The following is a 20,791-nucleotide window of genomic DNA, read 5'->3' on the forward strand; positions in this document are numbered from 1 at the left end:
GGGTCACCTTCCCGAAGGAGCGCCCGCGGCCGCAACGCCCGCTGACGGCAGCCTCAATTCGACACAACCGCGGCCGGCCTCGCGATCGATGACCAGCGTGCCGCCCAGGTCCTCGATCAGCCGCAGGCTCGTCGCCAGTCCGAGTCCGGTGCCGCCGTTCGTCGTGCTGAAGAACGGTGTGCCGAAGTTGGCGGCGGCCTCGTCGCTGAATCCGGGGCCGTCATCGAGCACGCGGCAGCAGACGGTTTCGCCCTCGGCAACCACCTGCATCTCGATGCTCCCGCCGGGACCCGCGGCGGCCAGTCCGTTCAGCACCAGGTTGAGCAGCACCTGCCGGACCTGCTCGGGGTTGCCGATGGCCTGCGGCAGGGACGCGGGTCCGTCGACCGTTACCTCCGGAGTCCCGGGCCCGCGACGGGCCAGCTCGGCGACCGCGCGGGCCTCGGCCAGCAGGTCGAACGGGGCCGCGGTCGCCGGCGCGCCGCGCGCAAAGGTCAGGAAGCGCGTCAACACGTCGTTCAGGCGCCGGCTCTCATCGCGAAGGATCGCGGCCAGGCGGGCCTTGGGGTGCCCGGCCGGGAAGTCGTCGCCCAGCACCTCCGCCGCGCCGTTGATGCTGGCCAGCGGATTGCGGATCTCGTGCGCCAGGCCGGCCGACAGTCGTCCCACCGCGGCCAGCCGTTCGGACCGCAGCAGTTGCGACGCCATCCGGTCGCGGTCCTCCAGCGTGCGGCGCAGGCTGCGCTGGGTGGCGTGCTCGCGGTCGACCAGGACACCGGCCACAAGGCCCACGGCGAAGTAGAGGACCATCTCGAGCGACTTCTCCAGCGCGAACGCAGGGTCGAAGCCGATCAGCCCGAAGGCATGCGGCGCGTAGAAGGCGCAGGTGGCGAAGGCCGCAGCCAGTCCGCCGCGCCGGCCGTAGCGGAACGCAGCCAGCAGGATGGGGAAGTAGTACAGCCGCCGGTAGATGCCGTGCGCCTCGTGGATGTGGATCGCCGTGCTGTAGTGCATCAGCGAAACCGCCACGATCATCAGGGCGATCGTGCCCGGCCCCTCGATCCGTCGCCAGCGGCTTTCGCTCGCGGCATCGCGCATCCGCAGACTTCCTTCGCGCGCGGGACGCGCCCATCGCGCCCCGCCCCGTGGCATTGTCGGGCAACGTGACGGTCGCCGCCAGTGAAAGGTGGTTCGCCGCCGCCGCGCCCGCTTGCGGTACGGTGCCGTTGCTGGCATCTTGCGGTCTCCCTCGCGGCGGTCCCGCCGTTACCACCACCGGAAACACGATGAAGCGAGCCCCGCGATGCCCATGAAACTCGTCTCCTGGAACGTCAACGGCCTGCGCGCCTGCGTGGGGAAGGGTTTCGGCGATTTCGTCGCGACCAGCGGCGCCGATGTCATCTGCCTGCAGGAAGTGCGGGCCCATGCGACGCAGGTCGAGGCGCGCTGGCCCGGTTGGACGATGCACTGGAACCCCGCGCTGAAACCCGGCTACTCGGGCACGGCCATCCTGACGCGTCGTCCACCATTGGCCGTGTTCCCGGGCCTGGGCCTGGGCGACTACGACACCGAAGGCCGCGTCCTGACCGCCGAGTTCGAGGACCTGTTCGTGGTCACCGTCTACACGCCGAACGCGCAGCGTGAGTTGACCCGCCTGGACTACCGCTGTCGGCAATGGGATCCCGAATTCCTGCGCTTCGTCAAGCGGCTGGAGAAGTACAAGCCGGTGGTGTTCTGCGGCGATTTGAACGTGTCTCATCAGGAAATCGACCTGGCAAATCCTGCCGCCAACCGCGGCAATGCCGGCTTCACCGACGAGGAACGCGCCGGGTTCGACCGCCTGCTCGAAGCGGGATTCATCGACACGTTCCGCGTCTTCGAGGGCGGGGGCGGGCACTACTCGTGGTGGAGCAACCGCAAGGGCGTGCGGGAAAAGAACATCGGCTGGCGGTTGGACTACTTCCTGGCCTCGGCGGCCCTCCGCCCGCGCCTGCGGGCGGCCGGCATCCTGCCCTCGGTGATGGGTTCGGACCATTGTCCGGTGACCCTCGATCTGGCCTGACAAACCGGGCCCGGATATTGCGAGCGATCGGAAGACGGCGCCCAGGGGCCGTCTCACCGGTCATTTCGCAACGTTCGGGCGGTCGGGCCCATGCAAGGCGCACGCTGGCAATGGCGGATGTTGGTCCTGGCGGGAGCGCTGGTCGCGCTGGCGCCTGCCGGCGCCGGGGCCGCGCCACCACCGCCGACCCCGCCGGCCCGCGCCCAAGCACCCCGCCCCACCTCGTTCAGCTACACGGTCCAGCCCGGTGACAACCTCAACCGCATCTGCGGCCAGCTCCGCGAACGCACCGGCCACTACTCGCTGGACGACATGCTCGTCGCCGTGCGGCGCGCCAACGACCTGCAGACCAGCCTGCTGCGCCCGGGACAGGTACTGCTCATCCCGGCGGCAAGCCAGACCGTGACCGCCTCGGTGGCGCGCAAGGTGGCCGACGGGGCCGAGGTTCGCGGCATCTACCTGACCGGCCCAGCCTGCGGCGTCAGCAGTGTCCTGCAGCGCGTCGATCGCTTCATCGCGGCCGGCGGCAACACCGTGGTGTTCGACGCCAAGGACATCGACGGAGCCGTCAGTTTCCGGAGCGTCGACCCCCTGGCGAGCTGGGGCACCGGTCGCACGGCGCCCGTGATCCCGTCGCTGCCGGGCATGCTCGAGCAGTTCCACCGCCGCGGGCTGCACGTTGTGGCGCGGCTGGCGGTGTTCCTGGACGGCGATCTCGGCTCGCGCCGGCCCGACCTGGCGCTGCACGGTCCCGACGGCGCGCCCTGGAGCGAGCGCGGCTGCGTCTGGCTGGACCCGGAACAGCCCGAAGTGCGGGCGTACCACCTGTCGCTGGCGCTGGAGCTGGCGAAGGCGGGCGTCGACGAGGTGCAACTCGATTACGTCCGGTACCCGACCAACGGCTGGCGCGGTGACTGGCAGGGCGATATTCAACGCACTGCCCTGCGCCGGCAGGAAATGATCGCCGGGTTCCTGGCGGCCGTACGCGACACGCTCCAGCCGACCGGGGTCGAGCTGTCGGCGGACCTGTTCGGGATCATGGCCTGGGAGCGGACCGAGGACCTGGCCCTGACCGGCCAGCACGTACCGACACTGGCGGCGCTGGTCGACGTCATCTGCCCGATGATCTACCCGTCGCACTTCGCGCCGGGCTTCGAGGGGCGCCGCCAACCGGCCGACGAGCCGGCCTGGCTTATCGGCGAGGCCACGAGGCGCTTCCGCGAACTGGCCGGCCCCGGCGTTCGCGTGCGGCCGTGGCTGCAGGCCTTCCCCTGGCGTGTGACCAATTTCGACGGGAACTACATCGCCACGCAGGTCATCGCGGCCCGCGCCGCGGGCGCCGCCGGGTGGTGCCTGTGGAACCCGGCCAGCCAGTACGATGCCGCCCTGTCCGTGCTGCCGTCACTCTGCGCACCCGTGCCGGCGACGGTGACGGCGCTGGCGCGCCGCCCGGCCAACGCCGCAGTGCCCAGTACGCGCCCCTAGGCGCGGCCGGGCATCACCCGCCTAGCCCAGTCCGTGACGGATGATCTCACCCTCGACGGTATAGATGGTGTCCTCGGCGATGTTGGTGGCGTGGTCGCCCACCCGTTCCATGCTCTTGGCCGCCAGCAGCCAGCAGAACACGGAGTTGGCCTCGCGCGGCGTGGCGACCATCTGCTCCTGCAGCATGCCCGCCAGCTCGTGGTAGAGCGCGTCGACCTCGTCGTCGGCCGCGAGCACCAGCCGCGCGCGCGTCGTATCCAGGTCCATCAACGCTTCGAGGCTCAGCCGCAGCATGGCCCGCGATTTCGCGGCCAGGGTGCTCAGCTTGTCGCTGACCGCTGCTGGCATGTCGGCGTCGCCCGCGCGGCGCGTGGCGCCGGCGATGTTCACGGCCAGGTCGCCGATCCGCTCGATGTCCGCATTCAGCTTCAGCACCGAGACCAGGTAGCGCAGGTCGGCGGCCACCGGGTGGTAGAGCGCCAGGATCTTGAGGCATTCCTCCTCGACCTGGACCTCCAGCTCGTCGATCTCGCGGTCGCGCCGGCGAATCACCTCGGCGGCGCCGTCATCCGGCTTCTGCACGGCCTGGATGGCCATGGCCAGGTTGTCCTCGACGAGCGAACACAGGTGGAACACACGCTTGCGCAGGGCGTCGAGCTCGCGCTGCAGATGAATCTTCATGAAGCCTCCGCTCCGGGCAGGATGATCGTGAATGTGCTGCCGCGACCCACTTCGCTGGCCACTTCCGCGCGGCCGCCGTGTGCCTGGGCTATGTGCTTGACGATGGCCAGTCCCAGTCCCGTGCCGCCCAGTTGCCGGCTGCGGGCCTTGTCGACGCGATAGAACCTCTCGAAGAGACGGGGCAGGTGCTCGGCTGCGATGCCCGGGCCGTTGTCGCTGACCGTCACCCGGACATGTCCGTCGACCGTACTACAGCCGATGACCACGGATGTTTCCGACGGGCTGTACTTGAGGGCGTTCTCCAGCAGGTTCGTGACCGCCTGTTCAAGCAATGGTGCATTGATCCGGGCGTTCGTGACTCCAGGGCATTCCAGGCGGACCCGCGGCGCCTGGGCCGGGCGCCGCGCGGCCAGGTCCCTGACGACGCGCTCGAGAACGGGGGCCAGCGCACTGTCGAGGAGCTCGATGCCACCCCCTTCGGCGTCCTGCTCCAGCCGGGAGAGTGCCAGGAGGTCGGTGATGATCGAGTCGAGCCGGTCGGCCTGTCGCCGGACGATCTCCAGAAACCGCCGCAGGTCGGCCTCGTCCTCGGGCGGCTCGTCGATGATGGTCTCGACGAAGCCCTTGATCGAGGTGATCGGTGTCTTCAGCTCGTGCGAGACGTTGGCCACGAAGTCGCGGCGCATCGTCTCGAGCTTGCGGAGCCGGGTCACGTTGTTCAGAACCAGCAGCACACCGAGACGGCCACCGTCGGCGCCGAGCAGGGCCGAGGCCCGCACCTGCAGCCAGGTGTCCGCCAGCGGCCCGAGTTGCACGTCGCGCTCGAGCCGCGGCGCCCCGTCGAGCACCATCAGCGTCATCTGCGTCAGGTCCGGATGGCGACCGACTTCCTGGATGCTGCGCCCGACGGCGCGTTCGGGCGTGATGGCCAGCAATTGCGCGCCGGCCGCGTTCAGGCCGATGACCATCTCGTTCGCATCGATCGCCAGCACGCCCTCGGTCATGCTGGTCAGGACCGCTTCCAGCTCGCCGCGCTGGCGCTCGATGGTGGCGATGCGTTCGCCGAGCTGGTTCGCCATGCGGTTCATGGCTTCGGTCACGGCGGCGATCTCCTCGGTCTCGGCTGCGACCAGCCGCCCGCCCAGGTCGCCGGCCGCGAAAGCCTCGGCGCCGGCCTGCACGCGCTGCAGCGCGCGCCCCAGCGTGCGCGCACGCAGGTACCCCAGCAGCGCCGCCAGCAGTGCAATGCCCAGGCCGGCCAGGGCCGTTTGGCGGTACATCACGCGCAGGCGGGCATCGATCGACGCCACCGACACTGCCGCCCGTACCGCCAGGTGTTCGCCGGTCCCGGCCGCAACGGCAGGCGCGGCCACATAGAGCAGCCGTTCGGCGCGGGTCGAACTGTAGCGCGCGCTGTGCCCGGTCCGCCCGGCCAGGGCTTCCGACACCTCCGGCCGGTCGCGGTGGTTCTCCATGCGGGCCGGACGGTCCACCGAATCGCCCAGCACGCGGCCGTCGGCGCCGACCACCGTCACCCGCACGCCGGCAGCCGCGCCCAGTTCGGCACACAGCGCCTGCAGGCCGGCTTCATCGCCTGCACCGGCCAGCGCTGCGGCACGAGGGGCCGCTATGATGACCAGGCTTTCGAGCTGGGCGTCGGTGCGTTCCAGGAAGAAATTGCGGGCGGCGCGGCCGGCCAGTGCGGTTACCAGCACCAGCGTTACCAGGAGGATTGAAAGCAGGGGAGTGAGCGTCGCCCACAGGAGCGTGCCGCGCCGCATTCCTAGTCACCCATCTTGTAGCCCACGCCGCGCACCGTGTGAATCATCGCACCGGAGTCGCCCAGCTTGCGGCGCAGTGCGGCGACCTGCACATCGACCGACCGGCCGGTGACGGGATAGTCGTCCCCGTGCACGGCCCTGACGATCTGGCTGCGGGTGAAGACCCATCCGGGCCGGGAGGCCAGGAACTGGAGGATGCGAAACTCCGTGCGCGTGAGGTCAACCGCGCCGTTGCCGTCGGCCACTTCGTGGCGTCCCGGATGGATGAGGAGAGGCCCGACCTGAAGCGGTTCCTCCCCGTCCGCGCGGGCAGCGGCGCCGCGCCGCAGGACGGCCTGGACGCGGGCAAGCAGGATCTTCGGCCGGAAGGGCTTGGTGACGTAGTCATCGGCTCCGGCGTTGAAACCGGCCACGATGTCCTCCTCCTCGCCCTTGGCCGTGAGCATGATGACCGGGATGCCCGCGGTCGCCTCGGAGTCCTTGAGGGCGCGGCAGACGTCCAGTCCCGAAAGGCCGGGCAGCATCAGGTCCAGCAGGATCAGGTCGGGCTTGCCTTCGCGCGCTTCGCGCAACCCCTCTTCGCCCGTGCCGGCACAGCTGGGGCGGTAGCCCTGGCGCGCCAGATTGTACTCGAGCAGTTCGGCGATGTCTTCGTCGTCCTCGACGATGAGCACGTGTTCATTGGCCATCGATCCGCCCCTTTCGCTGCCGCCGGTGCGGTGCGTTATGCGGTGACGGTCGGACCCGTGTCATGATTTCGCAAGTTAGGAAATTGTAAAGCATTTTCGGCGTTTGGCGCCCAGGGGCCGAACGGGGGGCCGACTTACACAATCTTTACACCAAGCTCACTTTCCATTCACACGGGCGTTCTAACGTGGCCCCGACCACCGGGACAGTCAGTGGCCGGCCATGGGGGCCGGGACAACCAGAACAGAAAGGAGCGCGAGATGACGCGCAAGAGTTTCCTGGTCCGCACCGTTTTCCTGACGGTGGCCCTCACAGCCGTTGCTGCGACCGCCGCGGTCGTCGTCGATGCTGCTCTGCCGGCCTACAAGAAGGCGGGCACCGCCGCCGGCAACCTCAAGAGCATCGGCTCGGACACGATGAACAACGAGATGGCCCTGTGGGCCGAGGGCTTCCGGGGCTTCCACCCCGAGGTCAAGATCGAGGTCGAGGGCAAGGGCAGTTCGACCGCGCCGCCGGCCCTCATCGCGGGCACCAGCCACTTCGGCCCCATGAGCCGCTCGATGAAGGGCGAGGAAGTCGACCAGTTCGAGAAGCAGTTCGGCTACAAGCCCACGCAGCTGCGCACGAGCATCGATATGCTGGCCGTCTACGTGCACAAGGACAACCCGCTCAAGGGATTGACGCTCCAGCAGGTCGATGCGATCTTCTCCAAGACCCTCAAGGGCGGCTACGGCAAGCAGATCGCCACCTGGGGCGACCTCGGCCTGACCGGCGAGTGGAAGGACAAGCCCATCAGCCTGTACGGCCGCAACAGCGCCTCGGGCACCTACGGCTATTTCAAGGAGCACGCCCTGTTCAAGGGCGACTTCCGTGACGAGGTCAAGGAGCAGCCGGGCAGCAGTTCGGTGGTCCAGGGCGTGGCAACCGACAAGTACGGCATCGGTTACAGCGGCATCGGCTACAAGACCTCCGATGTGCGCGCGCTGCCGTTGTCGGCGGAAAAGGGTGCCGTCACCAGCTTCGTCGGCGCCGACCCCGAGAACGCCTACAGCGGTGACTATCCGATGTCGCGGTTCCTGTACCTCGTCGTCAACTACAAGCCGGGAAGCCAGCTTGACGATGTGCGCCGCGAGTTCGTACGGTTCATCTTCAGCCGCGAGGGCCAGGAAGTCGTCGTCAAGGACGGCTACCTGCCGGTGCCGGCGGCGGTGGCCCGTGAAGAGTTGACGTCCGTCGGCATCAAGCCCGGCTTCTAGGAGTCGCAGGACACGCATGAGCCAGATTCCCGGTGACCCGGTCGGATCGTTCACGGGCCGGCGGTACAGCCGCAAGCCCCGGACGTCGGTGCTATTGGCCGACCGGGTCGCCAGGCGACTGATCACGACCAGCGGCATCGGCGGCATCGCCGCCGTGTCGCTGGTCGGGCTTTTCCTGGTCTGGGTCGCGTTCCCGCTGCTCAGGCCGGCGCGGCTCGAGCCCGAGGCGGCCGGCATCGGCGCGGCCGGCGCCGAGACCGCGCACGCGGTGGCCGTGCGCATCGACAACTACGGCACCATGTCCTGGAGCCTGCTGCCCGATGGCCGCCTCGTCGTGCAGGACCTGGGCAGCGGCGCCGTGCTGCAGCGCCTGGAGATGGCCCCGGGCCAGGCGCCGACGGCGGCAACTTCGGGCGGCGACCGGCTTGTGCTCGGATTCGGCGATGGTTCCGTCGTCACCGCCGCCGTCGAATTCGCCTCGGAATATCTCACCGATGACGCCATCACGGATGAACTGCGCGCCATGCCCGTCGGCGACAGCCGGCCCCTGGGCTCGGGTCTCGTGGTGCGTACCCCTGAAGGCCAGTGGCGGCAGCAGGAAGTGACGCTCACCATCGATCCGCCGGTCGACCTGGGCGAGTCGCCGATCATGCTCGTCGACGTCACGGTGACCACCAGCGGGATGATGGTGGCTGCACTCGATTCCAGCGGTACCTTCCACCAGCGGCTGGTGACCTGGAAGCGCAACATGCTGACCGGTGAGACCACCGCGCGCGTGCAGGGCGGCGACGTGCCCCTGGGCGCCGACGGCGCGACCGTTTTCACCTCGCTCAAGCTCAACGACACGGGGACGTTCGCCGTGCTGGTGACAGCGGCCGGCGGCCTCGTCACCCTTGCCGACGAGGGCAACGGATTCGCCGTTGCCGGTCGCCAGGACCTGTCCCCGGCGCCGGGCGTCAAGGTCACCGCGGTGACTTTCCTGGCGGGCAAGGTGTCGCTCGCGGTCGGAGACGAGCGCGGGGGTGTCGGCATCTGGTTCCCCGTGGCCGGCACCGACGGCCGCAATCGCGAACTGGCCTGCGTGCGCCGGCTGGAAGCCGGCACGGCCGCCGTCACCGCGCTGGGTGTCTCGGAGCGGTCCCGGATGCTCGTGGTCGGCTACGCCGACGGCTCGCTGCAGGTCACGAACGCCACCAGCGGGCGTATCCTGGGCCGGGTCACGAGCAACGCGGGCCCCTTGCGCCAGGTCGGCCTCTCGCCGCGACAGGACCGCATTCTCGGCATCGGCGACGCCGGTCGCGGCTTGTGGCGCCTGGATGCGCCGCATGCCGACATCAGCCCCGCCATGCTGATGCGCCCGGTGTGGTACGAAGGCTACCCGGCGCCGGCGTATGTCTGGCAGTCCTCTTCGGCCATCGATAGCGCCGAACCCAAATTGAGCCTGGTGCCTCTGGTCTTCGGCACCATGAAGGCGACGTTCTACACCATGCTGTTCGGCCTGCCGATCGCCATTCTGGCAGCCATCTACACGAGCGAATTCATGCCGCGCGGTGCGCGGGCGCGGGTCAAGCCCGTCATCGAGATCATGGCGAGCCTCCCCAGTGTCGTGCTCGGCTTCCTGGCGGCCCTGGTCATGGCGCCGCTGGTCGAGGCTCATGTCGTCGGCTTCCTGGCGGTGCTGCTGCTCGGACCGTTCTTCGTGCTCTTCGCGGCGCACCTGTGGCAGCTGCTGCCCCGCGACGTTGCGCCGCGGCTGGCCAACCTCCGGCCCTTGGCCGTGCTGGCCGCCCTGCTCGGCGGCGGCGCTCTGGCCTGGCAGTCCGGCCCGGTCGTCGAGCACCTCCTCTTTGCGGGTGACTTCAAGGCCTGGCTCGAAGGACGCGTGGGCTCGGGCACCTCCGGCTGGTTGATCCTGTTCGTGGCGCCAGTCGCGCTGCTCATGGGCTGGTACAACGCACGCCACGGCACCGGGTTGTTGCGGAACCGGAAGGCGACGTGGCGGCATCGGGAACTGGCGCTGCTCGACCTGGCCAGGTTCCTGGTCGCCGCCGTGGCGACAGTCGGAGTGGCACTGGTTCTCGCGTGGCTGGCCAGTGCCGCCGGCTGGGATCCGCGCGGCGCGGTGTTCGGCACCTACGTCCAGCGCAATGCCCTGGTTGTCGGCGTGGCCATGGGCTTCGCGGTGATCCCCTTGATCTACACCATCAGCGAGGACGCCCTGGTCTCGGTGCCGGATCATCTGCGCGCGGCCTCGCTGGGCGCCGGCGCCTCGAAGTGGCAGACGGCCGTGCGCGTCGTGATCCCGCCGGCGATGAGCGGCCTGTTCTCGGCGGCGATGATCGGCCTCGGTCGTGCCGTCGGCGAGACGATGATCGTGCTGATGGCCGCCGGCAACACCCCGATCATGGAGTGGAATGTCTTCAACGGCTTCCGCACGCTGTCGGCGAACCTCGCCGTGGAGCTGCCCGAGGCCGTGCGCAACAGCACGCACTACCGCACCCTGTTCCTGGCCGCCCTGACCCTGTTCACCATGACCTTCATCCTGAACACGGTCGCCGAGGCTGTGCGTCTCCACTTCCGACGGAAGACGAAGCGCCTGTGAAGCCCGCCACTCCAGCCCCGGCGCGCCCCGCCGCGCCCGACGCGACCACCAGGCGGTCGCGGCCGGCCAACGCGCTGCTCGCCCGCAACGAGCCCATGGTCTGGTTGACCGGCGGCGGCCTGGTCATCGGCCTGCTGATGGTCGCCGCCCTGGTGGCCTTCGTCTTCTGGCAGGGACTCGTGACGTTCTGGCCGGGCCCCGTGGTGCGGTTGCAGACCGCCGACGGCGCCGTGGTGATGGGCGAAGTCACGCGCACGGAGCACTACGCGCCGGATCCGACGCAAGTCGCCGGCTTCGGAGTCGATGCGGCCGCGGCCGCCGCCAGGGAGATGGCCGCCGGCGACGGGCGCGTGAGGCGACGCCTGGTTCGCACCGGCAACTTCGAGCTGAGTGGCGAGCACTTCCGCTGGGTTGAGGATTTCCGGCTCGCGGCCGGCGGCGAGGATCGCCCCGAATGGGCCCAGGTCTTCGAGCGCACGGCCTGGGGGCGATTCTACGGGGTTCCCGAGGCGTTCGTCGACGGCGACAGCGTGCTGGCGACCGAGCCGGCCGTCATCGACGGCCTGCTGCGCAGCCCACCGCCTGGGGCCGCAGCACCTGCGGTTCGCGTGCGCACGGCGGATGGAGCCACGGCCGACCTGCCGCTGGCGACCATCGTCCGCAGCTACCCGGCAAACCGGCTCAACATGGCGGCGCGCATCGGTGTCTACTTCTCGCGCTGGCGCGAGTTCCTGGGCGACGAGCCGCGCGAGGCGAACAGCGAGGGCGGCGTCTTCCCCGCCATCTTCGGCACCGTCGTGATGACGTTGGGAATGACCATCCTGGTCGTACCCTTCGGTGTGATGGCCGCGCTCTACCTGCGCGAGTACGCCGCGCAGGGCTGGCTCACCAGCATCGTGCGCATCTCGATCAACAACCTGGCCGGTGTTCCCAGCATCGTCTTCGGTGTCTTCGGGCTGGGCTTCTTCAGCTACATCGTCGGAGGCGGCATCGACTCCCTGTTCTTCGCCGATAAGCTGCCGAACCCGACCTACGGCACCGGCGGCATCCTCTGGGCATCGCTGACGCTGGCGCTGCTCACCTTGCCGGTCGTCATTGTCGCCACCGAGGAAGCACTGGCCGCGGTGCCCACCTCGATGCGTGAAGGCTCTTATGCGTGCGGCGCCACACAGTGGCAGACCATCCGGCGGGTCGTGCTGCCGCGCGCCCTGCCCGGTGTCATGACCGGCGCCATCCTGGCGATGGCCCGCGGTGCGGGCGAGGTGGCGCCGCTCATGCTGGTCGGCGCCGTGAAGCTGGCGCCTGACCTGCCGCTCGACCTGGATTTCCCGTTCATGCACCCGGAGCGCAGCTTCATGCACCTCGGCTTCCACATCTACGACCTGGGATTCCAGAGCCAGAACAGTGAAGCCGCCAAGCCCATGGTCTTCACGACGACCATGCTGCTGATGTCGATCGTGCTCATGCTGAACGCAGCGGCGATCTGGCTGCGCACGCGCCTGGGGCGCGGTGCCGGCGGCTCCAAGTTCTAGGGAACACAAGTTCGAGGAAGGAATCGCGATGACCCCGCATGCAGCCACCGACAAGCGCCCGGACCGCCTGGCCGCCATCGCCGCCGGCGAGATCGTTCCGGCGGCCGTGCACGCCGAGGTGGGCGCCGAGAGTCCCGTGCTCGAAGTGGATACCTTCAGCCTCTGGTACGGCCCCAAGCGTGTGCTCCACGACATCAGCCTGGCCGTCCCCAAGGGCAAGGTGACGGCCCTGATCGGACCCTCGGGCTGCGGCAAGAGCACACTGCTGCGCGGCGTCAACCGGATGAACGACCTCATCGACGGCGTGCGCACGACCGGTGACATGCGCCTGGCCGGAGACAGCATCTACGGGCGCGGCGTGGACGTGATCGAACTGCGCCGCCGCATGGGCATGGTCTTCCAGAAGTCGAACCCGTTCCCGATGAGCATCCGCGACAACGTCACCTACGCGCTGCAGATCAACGGTGAGCGGAACCGCTCGGTGCTCGAGTCGGTCTGCCGGCGCGCGCTGGAGGGTGCGGCCCTCTGGGACGAGGCGAAGGACCGCCTGGGAGACAGTGCGCTCGGCCTCTCGGGCGGCCAGCAGCAACGGCTGTGCATCGCGCGGGCCATCGCGGCCGAGCCCGAGGTGCTCCTGATGGACGAGCCCTGCAGCGCGCTCGACCCGATCGCCACCAGCCGCGTCGAGGAACTGATCCTGGCCATGCGCGGCGAGTACACGGTACTGATCGTCACGCACAACATGCAGCAGGCTTCGCGCGTGAGCGACTACACGGCCTTCATGTACCTCGGGCAGGTGGTCGAATACGGACCCACAGCCCGTCTCTTCACGAATCCGCGCCTGCGGGAGACCGAAGACTACATTACCGGTCGCTTCGGATGAGGCGGGCCCGGTCAAAGTGTCCCGGATGGCTATAACCTGCTGAAACTGTATGATTTAAAGATGTGAAAATTTCGGCATGGCCCTCCTGGGCGCGAAATGGTCACCAGATGGTCACGCCTGGGGGCACGCGATCCCGGCGTTAATCCGGACTACATCAATATACTATAAATCGTTATTATAAAATATATTGCAGCTTTTGTTTTGCCTCGCCGCGCACTGGGAATTACCATTTTTTGAAAGCACGGACCGCTGGATGGGGACGAAGTGGCGCACGTTGGCGCGGGTGGCGGCGCGGTCCGGAGCGAATCTGTCAAATATTGCGCAGGTGGGGCCCCCTCATTTTCCAGGTGGCGCCCCTTGGGCCGGCGAAAGGAACGGACGCACATGACCATGCTCGCTGCCTGCCGGATGCTGCTCGCCCTCGCGTTGCTGGCGGCTCCCGCTGCGACGCTGGCGGGGAACATCCCCGACGCCGTCTGCGCCGACTGCCACGAGAACACCGGTGGGGACCCCGTCGAGGTCAGCCTCACCAGCCTCGAGGGCAGCGTCCACGAGGGACTTTCGTGCACCGACTGCCACACCGGCATCCACGCCGTGCCGCACGGCACCGAACTGGCCCGGCCCGACTGCACCATCTGCCACGATGACGTCGCGGCCCAGTACACGCAGCATGGGCGCGGTTTCGTCGGCAAGTCCGACAGCGTGCCGCGCTGCCAGGACTGCCACGGCAGCCACCACATCCTGCCGCACGGCAACCCGAAGTCGACGGTGCACCCCTCGAACCTGCCGGCCACCTGCGGTTCGTGCCACGAGAACCAGGAGTTCCTCAGCCGGCTCAACATCCGGTTCAAGCACCCGATCGAGGTCTACCAGCAGGGCGTGCACGGCAAGGCGACCGCCGGCGGCAAGGACACCGCCGCCAGCTGCAACGATTGCCATTCGGCCGGGGGCTCCTCGCATCGCATGCTGCCTCCCGGCGACAAGGACAGCCCCATCAACTTCTTCAACATCTCGAAGACCTGCGGCCGCTGTCACAGCACCATCCAGCAGGAGTTCGAGGGCGGCATCCACGGCGAACTGGTGGCCCGCGGCGAGGTCGATGCGCCCACCTGTACACATTGCCACGGCGAGCACGGGATCCTGGCGACGTCCGATCCCCGTTCGCCCGTCAGTCCGTTCCGCGTGGCCGAGGCCACCTGCACGCCCTGCCACGAGTCGGCCAACCTCAACGACAAGTACGACCTGCCGTCGGGGCGCCTGCAATCCTACGTCGATTCGTACCACGGGTTGAAGAGTCGCGCGGGCGACAAGACGGTGGCCAACTGCGCTTCGTGCCACGGTGCGCACGCCATCCTGCCCTCGTCGGACCCGCGCTCGTCGGTGGCGGCGGCCAACCTGATCACGACCTGCGGCCACTGCCACACGGGCATGTCGCCGGAAAAGGCCGCCAAGACGCAGATCCACGCCTCCGTGGGCGGGCACCGGACCGGCGTGGCCTACGTGGTCAAGATCGTCTACCAGGTGCTGATCTTCCTGGTCATCGGCGGCATGGCCGCGTACTGCCTCCTCGACTACCTGAAGCAGGTAGCCCGCGTGCTGGCCAAGAAGCAGGTACGGCGCATGGAGGCCGACGAGGTCGTGCAGCATACCCTGCTGGCGATCAGCTTCACCGTGCTGGTGGTCACCGGGTTCTCGCTGCGCTACTACGACGCCTGGTGGGCCAAGTTGATCTTCGGACGCGAGGGCGGGGCGCAGGTCCGCGGCCTCATCCACCGCGGCGCCGCCATCGTCATGATCGTGGGCTCCTTCTGGCACCTCGGTTACCTGCTGACGCTCAAGGGCCGCGTGTTCCTCAAGGACATCGCCCCGAACCTGGACGATGCCAAGCAGGCCCTCGGCATGGTCATGTACAACCTCGGCAAGCGCGAGACGCCGCCGGCGATGCGCCGCTTCTCCTTCGTCGAGAAGGCCGAGTACTGGGCACTCATCTGGGGCACGATCGTGATGGTCCTGACCGGCCTGTCGCTGTGGTTCGAGAAGGCCCTCGTGGCGCAGATCGGCAAGGGCTTCATGGAAGTCTTCCTGATCATCCACTACTACGAGGCCTGGCTGGCCTTCCTGGCCATCCTGATCTGGCACATGTACGGCGTGATCTTCAACCCGCACGTGTACCCGATGAACCCGTCCTGGCTGACCGGCACCATGCCGGAGGAGATGTTCAAGCACGAGCATGCCGCGGCGGAATCGACCGGCGGCAACGTGGACAAGGCCAAGCGGCTCGGGCTCGAACGCAAGGTCTAGGTCCTGATCCGGACAATGGGCCCCCAGTTCTGGGGGGAACCATCGGGACGGCCGCGCCCAAACGGGTGCGGCCGCTCCATTTACGGGAATGGCGGGCCGGTTGCGGCGCTCCGCCTACGGCCAGCGGCGACTCAAGCCCGCCGGTGTCCCGCCGATAACCCCAAGGAGCGCTGTCCGATCCCCGGTCCGGAGGCTGTCCATGCCGTTCATCGAACAACTCTTTTTCGGCGGCGACCATCGCCGGGACCCGTCCGCCCGCGGCGTGCTGGGCACGTCGGCAGGGGTGGGCGCCGACGTCGCGTCCGAAGTCGAGCGGCTGTGCCGCGGATGGGGCGATCCCCCGCCGATGGGCCTGCAGCGTCCCGCACTGATGTCGTTCCCGCTGGCGGCGATCATGCCCGCGATCCGCGGCCGCCTGTATGCGGTGATCCGGGTCGGCGCCGGCGACGAGCCGTTGTTCCATGCCGTCGTGCTCGGCGATGCGCTCTACTCGGTCTTCGACCGCAACCCGTACCTGCTGGCGCGTCACGTGACGTTCATGGACACCTGGCGTCCCGGCACCTCACCGGCCCGCATCGAGCTCGAGGCCGACACGCACGAGTTCCCCGAGGCGATGATTCCCGGCAAGCCCGACTGCGGCTTCATCGACGAAGCGGTCGTGCAGCTGATCCTGAACGGCCGGATGATCCTCCCGCTCGAGCAGGCGACCGCCGAGAGCGATCGCGCGCTGGCACTGATGATCACGTGCCTGCCGGTGAAGCTGCGCAAGGAGATGCGATTCGCATCGCTCGCCGCCAGCGAATCCAATGCCTACACGCTCGGAGCCGTGGCGACGCCCGGCGGCGTCTATGGCGGCTGGCAGCGCTTGTTGCTGGCCACGCCGAGCAGCGGCATCACTCCGGACATAGCGGCGTACCAGGCCGCCCTCGTGCGCGACCTTGGTGCCGGCGACCTGAATGCCATCGCCCGGCTCAGCCTGCGCCACGAGTTCGGCGGTGGCCGTGAAATGGAATCGCTGGTGACTTCCGTCCACGAATCGCGGCCGTCGATGGAGGCGCGTTCAACCCTCGAAGCGCGTCCGAACATCGAGCCGCGTCGGCTCGAGACGCCGCTGTCGGCCGTCGTGGCGCCCATGGGCCAGTCCGACTTCGGTCGGGCCCCGGCTGCAGGTGAGCGGCGTGCGTCGACCGGCGGCCAGGGCGTGCGGACCTCGTCCGTGATCGGCGGCGGCCAGGGCACGATGGCTGCCATGCGTGGTGCATCCGGCGGCGAATCGCGTTCGTCGCAGGGCCTGGGGAATCCCCGACGAGCGGTGAGTCGTCGACCGGGCCTGGTGCGTTCGCTGGTGGCGGTCGTGGTGCTGTTCCTGGCGGGTGCCGTGGTGACGCTCCGCATCAACGGGCGCACGCTGGCGCAGAGCCTGGACTGGGCGGGCATTCCCGGCATGATGCCGAGTGCCGACGGCGACCCGGCCACGACGCTGCTCGAGGTGATCGACGTCGGGAGGGTGTACGAAGACCAGCGTTCGTCGCTGGCCGGGGCCGGCGGCGGCCTCGGGCCCTCAGTGGACCAGGGGCGTCGCAAGGCCCTGGCGAACCTGACCGCGAAGGGGGCCGCGCCGCTGGTGGCCCAGATCGACCTGTTCGTGAATCTCTCGGCGGACGGGATCCAGCAGGGAAGCCGACCCGACCGCGAGACCGAGAGGCTCCGCTCGCTGGCGACGCAGGGCACGGTGCTCGGCAACGAACTGAAGCGGCTCGAGCTGGCCTGGTACTCCCTCGCGTCGGGAACGCTGTGGCGCGACCTGGCCGCGATGTCCGACGAGGCGGTTGCCGCGCGATCCGATTCGCTGACGCGCCGCGATCGCGCGGCGCTCGACGAGGCGCGCACCGGCATGGGCCTGACCTACAAGATCAAGGACCTGGCTGAAGCGCGTCGCAGCGTCAACGGCATGGCGTCGCTGGTGGAATTGTTCCAGGCCACGGCGTGGAGCCCGCGATGGGCGGCCGATCTGAAGGCGGCCGCGGACCAGGTGTCGCCCACGGCCAGCCCGCTGACGCGTGCCTACCGCAACTGCGCCTTCCAGCTGCTTCGCGTCAAGGAGGCCGAGCGTTCGCCGGCCAACCGCGGCCTGCCGTACGCCGGGGAACTGGTCGCGCAGGCCTGGCCGTCACCGGCCATCCGCGGGCTGTTGCCCGACCTGCGGCGGGCGGCCGGGGCCTTTGCCCGCGACGACGCGCCCGCCCTCGTCGCCGGCACTCTCAAGCTTTATGCGGAACTGGGTGATCCCTCGCGGGCGGCAGGGCAGGCGGCAACGGACAGCCAGTACCTGGCGCGACTCGAGGCCAACCCGGCGTTCAAGTTCGACGCTGCGGCGTACCGGCCGTTCATCGACCGCCTGCGCTACGAGGCGACCGTCCGTCGCGATGCCGGCACCGGCAGTTCAAGCAAGGCGTCCGCCGATGCGGCGCGGTTCCGGCGGGCCGTTGCCGATGGCCGCACGACACCGCAGTGGCGTGCGCTGGCCGATTCGCTGCGGACGCCGTTCCTGGCTGAGTGGGCGCGTCGGCAGGCGGGAGCCGCCGAAGTGGCAGCCGGCGAGCAGCGCCAGGTCCGCAGCGGCCAGTTGGCCGCAACGCGGGCGGCGACGGTCGACCTGCGTCGCGCGGTGGCCGAAGGCAAGGACTGGTCTGCCGACTGGCGGCGGGTCAGTGCGCTGGCGACCCGCTTCCTCGGCGAATCGGCGGCCTCCGGTGACGGCGCCGACGGGACTGCCGAGGTCGCCGAGCTGGCTGCGGCGCTGGAGCGTGCGCTGCCGCTGCGCCTCGAGCAGGCGACGATCCGCCTTCCGCAACCAGCATTGACCCTGCCGGAAGTGGCCGTGCTGGAACTCGCGGCGCCATCGGCCGCGGACCCCTGGCGCTCACGTGCCTTCACGGTCGGGCCGTCGGCCCCGGCCGGGACCGGCTGGGTGGGTCATGTCGACCTCGACTGGGCGGTCCTGCTGGGCGCCCGTGACGAGCTGTCGGGGCGTGTCGTGGCGGCCGACGGACGGGTCCTGCTGCGCTTCACGGCGCCGTCGCTGGCCGACGGCGGCGGTCCCGGCACCTTCGGGCGGCTGCGTCCGGCCGACGGCGGCTCCGTGCACCTGAAAGCCGGCGCGGGCTGGTGGTCCGCGCTGGAGGTGCCGGCCCCGGCCGTGAATTTCTGACGCCGGGACGCAACCCCGAACGCCCGGGTCCGTAACAGGACCGGAATCCCCCCCGGGGTTCCGGTCCTTTCCCGTCAGGCGCCCGGCGCTGGAGGTCGACATGAAGCTGAAGCAACGCACCGAACGTCCCGCCTCGCCGGCCCTGCCGGCGCTGGCCCTGATCCTGGTCCTGCTGGCGGGAGTCGCCACGGCCGGCCCGGCCGCCGACCCGGTCCGTGAGTCCGTCCGGGATGCGCACCGCATCAAGGTCTGTGGCGGGGGCAGGGGAGAGGTCACGCTTCTTGTCAACGGGCAACAGCTCGAGGTCACGAACCGCGACGGCGACCATGTCACGACCACGGTCATCGACATGGACCAGGTCGGGCGGCTGGTGGGCGATGCGATGGGCGAAGCGATGGCCGCGCTGGAGGACCTGCAGCTTCAGGTGCGTGTCGGCCAGGACAACCGCGTCAACATCACCACGGCCGACCGCGTCATCGAGGTCGACCTCGACCAGATCATGGACCAGGTGGCGGCTGCCGTGGAGACGGGGCTCGAGGACATCGATACCGAGACCTGGGCCACGAACGATGCGCGTGACGAGGAGCAGCTGCAGAGCGAACTGGCCGACCTGCAGGAGGAGATGCGTGCGCTGCGGGCCGAACTGCGCCGCCTCCGCGACAGTGCGCCGCCGGCGCCCGAGGCCCCGAAGGCGCCAAGGCGCCGAAATCCCCGAATGCCCCGGAAGGATCGCTGACGGCCTGCCGCGCGATCACCGACATCGCCGCCGACGGAACGCCGACGCTGTGCCCGGGTTACCGGATCAGCGGCGGCGTTCGATTTCCGTGAAGATCTCGGCGTGTTCGGGGAACCGGTCCTGCGCCTTCTTCGAGAAGACGAGCTCGCCGTCCACCGTCACCTCGAACACGCCGCCGCTCGAGGGGATCATCTCGGGAACCAGGCCGTAACGCGATCCAAGTGCCTCCGCCAGACCGGCGGCGCGCGGCTCGTAGTTTCAAACCCGGCAGTACTCGATCGAGACCTTCATGGCGATGCTCCTTCTATCGGCGCCCCCCTGCGGGCAAGGCGCCCCTCAGAACTGGATCAGCGGCTTGGGCCACGCTGCCAGCGTCTTCTCGAACGACTCGAAGTTGAATTCGTCGATGTGCACGACCGATTCCTCGCCGCCGCCGAGGATCTCCTCGAAGATGCGGTCCTGGATCCGGTTGCTGCGGTCTTCCAGCAGGTTGCGCGTGATGTACCACGACTCGAAGATGCGGCGGCCGATCACGCTGTGCAGGCGCAGTCCGTTGACGATCATGCGGTCGAAGGCCTGGATGTGGAAATTGCCCTGCTTCAGGCCGAAGAGGATCACTTCACCGCCGCGACGGGTGCTCTGGATGGCGTTGTTCACGCTGGAATTGAAGCCGGCCATCTCCATGGAGACGTCGGCGCCGATGCCGCCGCAGGCCGAGCGGACAGCCTGCACCAGGTCCTTGTCCGCGCCCCAGGGCTGCGCGCCGTTGCGGGGCGACTTGAGCGAGATGACCTCGTCGGCCCCCAGCCTGCGGGCCAGTTCGGCATTGCGCTCGTTGGGCTCGATGCCGATGACGCGCGTGGCGCCGAGCGCCCGCGCGACCATGATCACGAACAGCCCGATCGTGCCGCAACCGAAGACAGCCACCGTGCGGCCGCGCAGGTCGGCCGTCGTGCAGGCGTGCACGGCGTTGCCGAACGGCTCCTGGATGGCCGCCACCTTGGTCCGGATCTTTCGCGTGTCCGTCGGCCACAGCACGTTGGCCGGCAACTTGATGTACTCGGCGAAGCAGCCGTCGCGGCCGATGCCGATGATCACGTCCTGGCTGCAGATGTGCGTCTGGCCGAGCCGGCACTGGTAGCACGTGCCGCAGATGATATGGCTCTCGGCCGAGACGATGTCCTTGACGCCCAGCCCGTATCGCGCGGCCACGTTGGAGCCGACGCCCACGATCTCGCCCACCATTTCGTGGCCGATGATCCTCACCGTGCTCTGTTCGCGCTTGAGCGAGTCGAAGATCATGCCCTTGAAGGCGACCCGGTTCCAGATGCCGCGGTCCGAGCCGCAGAACCCGGCATAGATCACCTTCACGAGGGCACATTCGGCGTCCGCAGGCCGGGCTGATTCGTCCAACCGCGGCGTGGGTTGGCGGGTGGCCTGGAAACCCCGCGACGTGTCCCACGGCATGCTGGACTTGTCGTAGACCAGGCACTTCATCGTGTCAGCAGACTTCCTGGTGTCGGCAGACTTCCTGGTGTCGGCGGACATCCTGGTGTCGGCAGACTTCGTGGTTT

At 68.9% G+C, this 20,791-nt stretch carries 15 protein-coding genes; 9 read left to right on the top strand and 6 right to left on the bottom strand.

Features of this window, described 5'->3' with window-relative positions; genetic code table 11:
* Positions 1–3: 3 nt before the first annotated feature.
* Positions 4–1,098, bottom strand: coding sequence for a sensor histidine kinase (locus tag IPG61_14665; GenBank protein MBK6735291.1), 1,095 nt, complete (start codon positions 1,096–1,098; stop codon positions 4–6).
* Between the two features lie 211 nt (positions 1,099–1,309).
* Here IPG61_14665 and xth point away from each other — a divergent pair, with 211 nt between their 5' ends.
* Both xth and IPG61_14675 read left to right on the top strand, forming a co-directional pair.
* Positions 1,310–2,062, top strand: a complete 753-nt coding sequence (gene xth / locus IPG61_14670; protein MBK6735292.1) for an exodeoxyribonuclease III — start codon at positions 1,310–1,312, stop codon at positions 2,060–2,062.
* A 90-nt stretch (positions 2,063–2,152) separates the two neighbouring features.
* Complete coding sequence (locus tag IPG61_14675; protein MBK6735293.1) at positions 2,153–3,547, top strand: LysM peptidoglycan-binding domain-containing protein; 1,395 nt, start codon at positions 2,153–2,155, stop codon at positions 3,545–3,547.
* A gap of 21 nt (positions 3,548–3,568) precedes the next feature.
* Here IPG61_14675 and phoU read toward each other — a convergent pair whose 3' ends face one another.
* From phoU to IPG61_14690, 3 genes are read right to left on the bottom strand one after another with little or no spacing between them, the layout of a single operon-like run.
* Complete coding sequence (gene phoU / locus IPG61_14680) at positions 3,569–4,228, bottom strand: phosphate signaling complex protein PhoU (protein ID MBK6735294.1); 660 nt, start codon at positions 4,226–4,228, stop codon at positions 3,569–3,571.
* Complete coding sequence (locus tag IPG61_14685; GenBank protein MBK6735295.1) at positions 4,225–6,009, bottom strand: PAS domain-containing protein; 1,785 nt, start codon at positions 6,007–6,009, stop codon at positions 4,225–4,227. Before IPG61_14685 ends, phoU begins: the two co-directional genes overlap by 4 nt.
* 2 nt (positions 6,010–6,011) lie before the next feature.
* The gene (locus IPG61_14690) at positions 6,012–6,698 is read right to left on the bottom strand and encodes a response regulator transcription factor (GenBank protein ID MBK6735296.1); all 687 of its coding nucleotides are present in this window, start codon (positions 6,696–6,698) and stop codon (positions 6,012–6,014) included.
* A gap of 258 nt (positions 6,699–6,956) precedes the next feature.
* On the opposite strand from IPG61_14690, the gene IPG61_14695 reads away from it, so the two are divergent.
* The 7 genes from IPG61_14695 to IPG61_14725 all read left to right on the top strand — a co-directional run bounded on the left by IPG61_14695 (position 6,957) and on the right by IPG61_14725 (position 19,217).
* Positions 6,957–7,952 (top strand): phosphate ABC transporter substrate-binding protein, encoded by a 996-nt coding sequence (locus IPG61_14695; GenBank protein ID MBK6735297.1) that lies wholly within the window; start codon positions 6,957–6,959, stop codon positions 7,950–7,952.
* 16 nt (positions 7,953–7,968) lie between these two features.
* Positions 7,969–10,554, top strand: a complete 2,586-nt coding sequence (locus tag IPG61_14700; GenBank protein ID MBK6735298.1) for an ABC transporter permease subunit — start codon at positions 7,969–7,971, stop codon at positions 10,552–10,554.
* A 95-nt stretch (positions 10,555–10,649) separates the two neighbouring features.
* Positions 10,650–12,086 carry a phosphate ABC transporter permease PstA gene (gene pstA / locus IPG61_14705; GenBank protein ID MBK6735299.1) on the top strand — a complete coding sequence of 479 codons (1,437 nt, stop codon included), beginning with the start codon at positions 10,650–10,652 and terminating at the stop codon, positions 12,084–12,086.
* 28 nt (positions 12,087–12,114) lie between these two features.
* Positions 12,115–12,969 (top strand): phosphate ABC transporter ATP-binding protein, encoded by an 855-nt coding sequence (pstB, locus tag IPG61_14710; GenBank protein MBK6735300.1) that lies wholly within the window; start codon positions 12,115–12,117, stop codon positions 12,967–12,969.
* Between the two features lie 384 nt (positions 12,970–13,353).
* Positions 13,354–15,270 carry a cytochrome b/b6 domain-containing protein gene (locus tag IPG61_14715; protein ID MBK6735301.1) on the top strand — a complete coding sequence of 639 codons (1,917 nt, stop codon included), beginning with the start codon at positions 13,354–13,356 and terminating at the stop codon, positions 15,268–15,270.
* A 199-nt stretch (positions 15,271–15,469) separates the two neighbouring features.
* Complete coding sequence (locus IPG61_14720; protein MBK6735302.1) at positions 15,470–18,481, top strand: hypothetical protein; 3,012 nt, start codon at positions 15,470–15,472, stop codon at positions 18,479–18,481.
* A gap of 100 nt (positions 18,482–18,581) precedes the next feature.
* Positions 18,582–19,217: a hypothetical protein gene (locus IPG61_14725; protein MBK6735303.1), complete on the top strand. Its 636-nt coding sequence runs from the start codon at positions 18,582–18,584 to the stop codon at positions 19,215–19,217.
* A 66-nt stretch (positions 19,218–19,283) separates the two neighbouring features.
* On the opposite strand, the gene IPG61_14730 is transcribed toward IPG61_14725, so the two are convergent.
* Together IPG61_14730 and IPG61_14735 are read right to left on the bottom strand one after the other, a co-directional pair.
* Positions 19,284–19,508, bottom strand: a complete 225-nt coding sequence (locus tag IPG61_14730; protein MBK6735304.1) for an Rdx family protein — start codon at positions 19,506–19,508, stop codon at positions 19,284–19,286.
* 45 nt (positions 19,509–19,553) lie between these two features.
* On the bottom strand, positions 19,554–20,765 hold the full coding sequence (locus tag IPG61_14735; GenBank protein MBK6735305.1) for a zinc-binding dehydrogenase: 1,212 nt from the start codon (positions 20,763–20,765) through the stop codon (positions 19,554–19,556).
* Positions 20,766–20,791: the final 26 nt, after the last annotated feature.

The sequence above is a fragment of the bacterium genome, assembly GCA_016703265.1.
In the GTDB taxonomy this organism is placed as follows: Bacteria; Krumholzibacteriota; Krumholzibacteriia; order LZORAL124-64-63; family LZORAL124-64-63; genus CAINDZ01.

Excerpts from the sequence above, each read along its gene's own strand:
- IPG61_14685 (MBK6735295.1), bottom strand. The coding sequence starts at position 6,009 with ATGCGGCGCGGCACGCTCCTGTGGGCGACGCTCACTCCCCTGCTTTCA.
- IPG61_14720 (MBK6735302.1), top strand. The coding sequence starts at position 15,470 with ATGCCGTTCATCGAACAACTCTTTTTCGGCGGCGACCATCGCCGGGAC.
- IPG61_14700 (MBK6735298.1), top strand. The coding sequence starts at position 7,969 with ATGAGCCAGATTCCCGGTGACCCGGTCGGATCGTTCACGGGCCGGCGG.
- IPG61_14665 (MBK6735291.1), bottom strand. The coding sequence starts at position 1,098 with ATGCGCGATGCCGCGAGCGAAAGCCGCTGGCGACGGATCGAGGGGCCG.
- IPG61_14690 (MBK6735296.1), bottom strand. The coding sequence starts at position 6,698 with ATGGCCAATGAACACGTGCTCATCGTCGAGGACGACGAAGACATCGCC.
- IPG61_14735 (MBK6735305.1), bottom strand. The coding sequence starts at position 20,765 with ATGTCCGCCGACACCAGGAAGTCTGCCGACACCAGGAAGTCTGCTGAC.
- pstB (MBK6735300.1), top strand. The coding sequence starts at position 12,115 with ATGACCCCGCATGCAGCCACCGACAAGCGCCCGGACCGCCTGGCCGCC.
- IPG61_14675 (MBK6735293.1), top strand. The coding sequence starts at position 2,153 with ATGCAAGGCGCACGCTGGCAATGGCGGATGTTGGTCCTGGCGGGAGCG.
- xth (MBK6735292.1), top strand. The coding sequence starts at position 1,310 with ATGAAACTCGTCTCCTGGAACGTCAACGGCCTGCGCGCCTGCGTGGGG.
- IPG61_14715 (MBK6735301.1), top strand. The coding sequence starts at position 13,354 with ATGACCATGCTCGCTGCCTGCCGGATGCTGCTCGCCCTCGCGTTGCTG.
- IPG61_14725 (MBK6735303.1), top strand. The coding sequence starts at position 18,582 with ATGAAGCTGAAGCAACGCACCGAACGTCCCGCCTCGCCGGCCCTGCCG.
- phoU (MBK6735294.1), bottom strand. The coding sequence starts at position 4,228 with ATGAAGATTCATCTGCAGCGCGAGCTCGACGCCCTGCGCAAGCGTGTG.
- pstA (MBK6735299.1), top strand. The coding sequence starts at position 10,650 with ATGGTCTGGTTGACCGGCGGCGGCCTGGTCATCGGCCTGCTGATGGTC.
- IPG61_14695 (MBK6735297.1), top strand. The coding sequence starts at position 6,957 with ATGACGCGCAAGAGTTTCCTGGTCCGCACCGTTTTCCTGACGGTGGCC.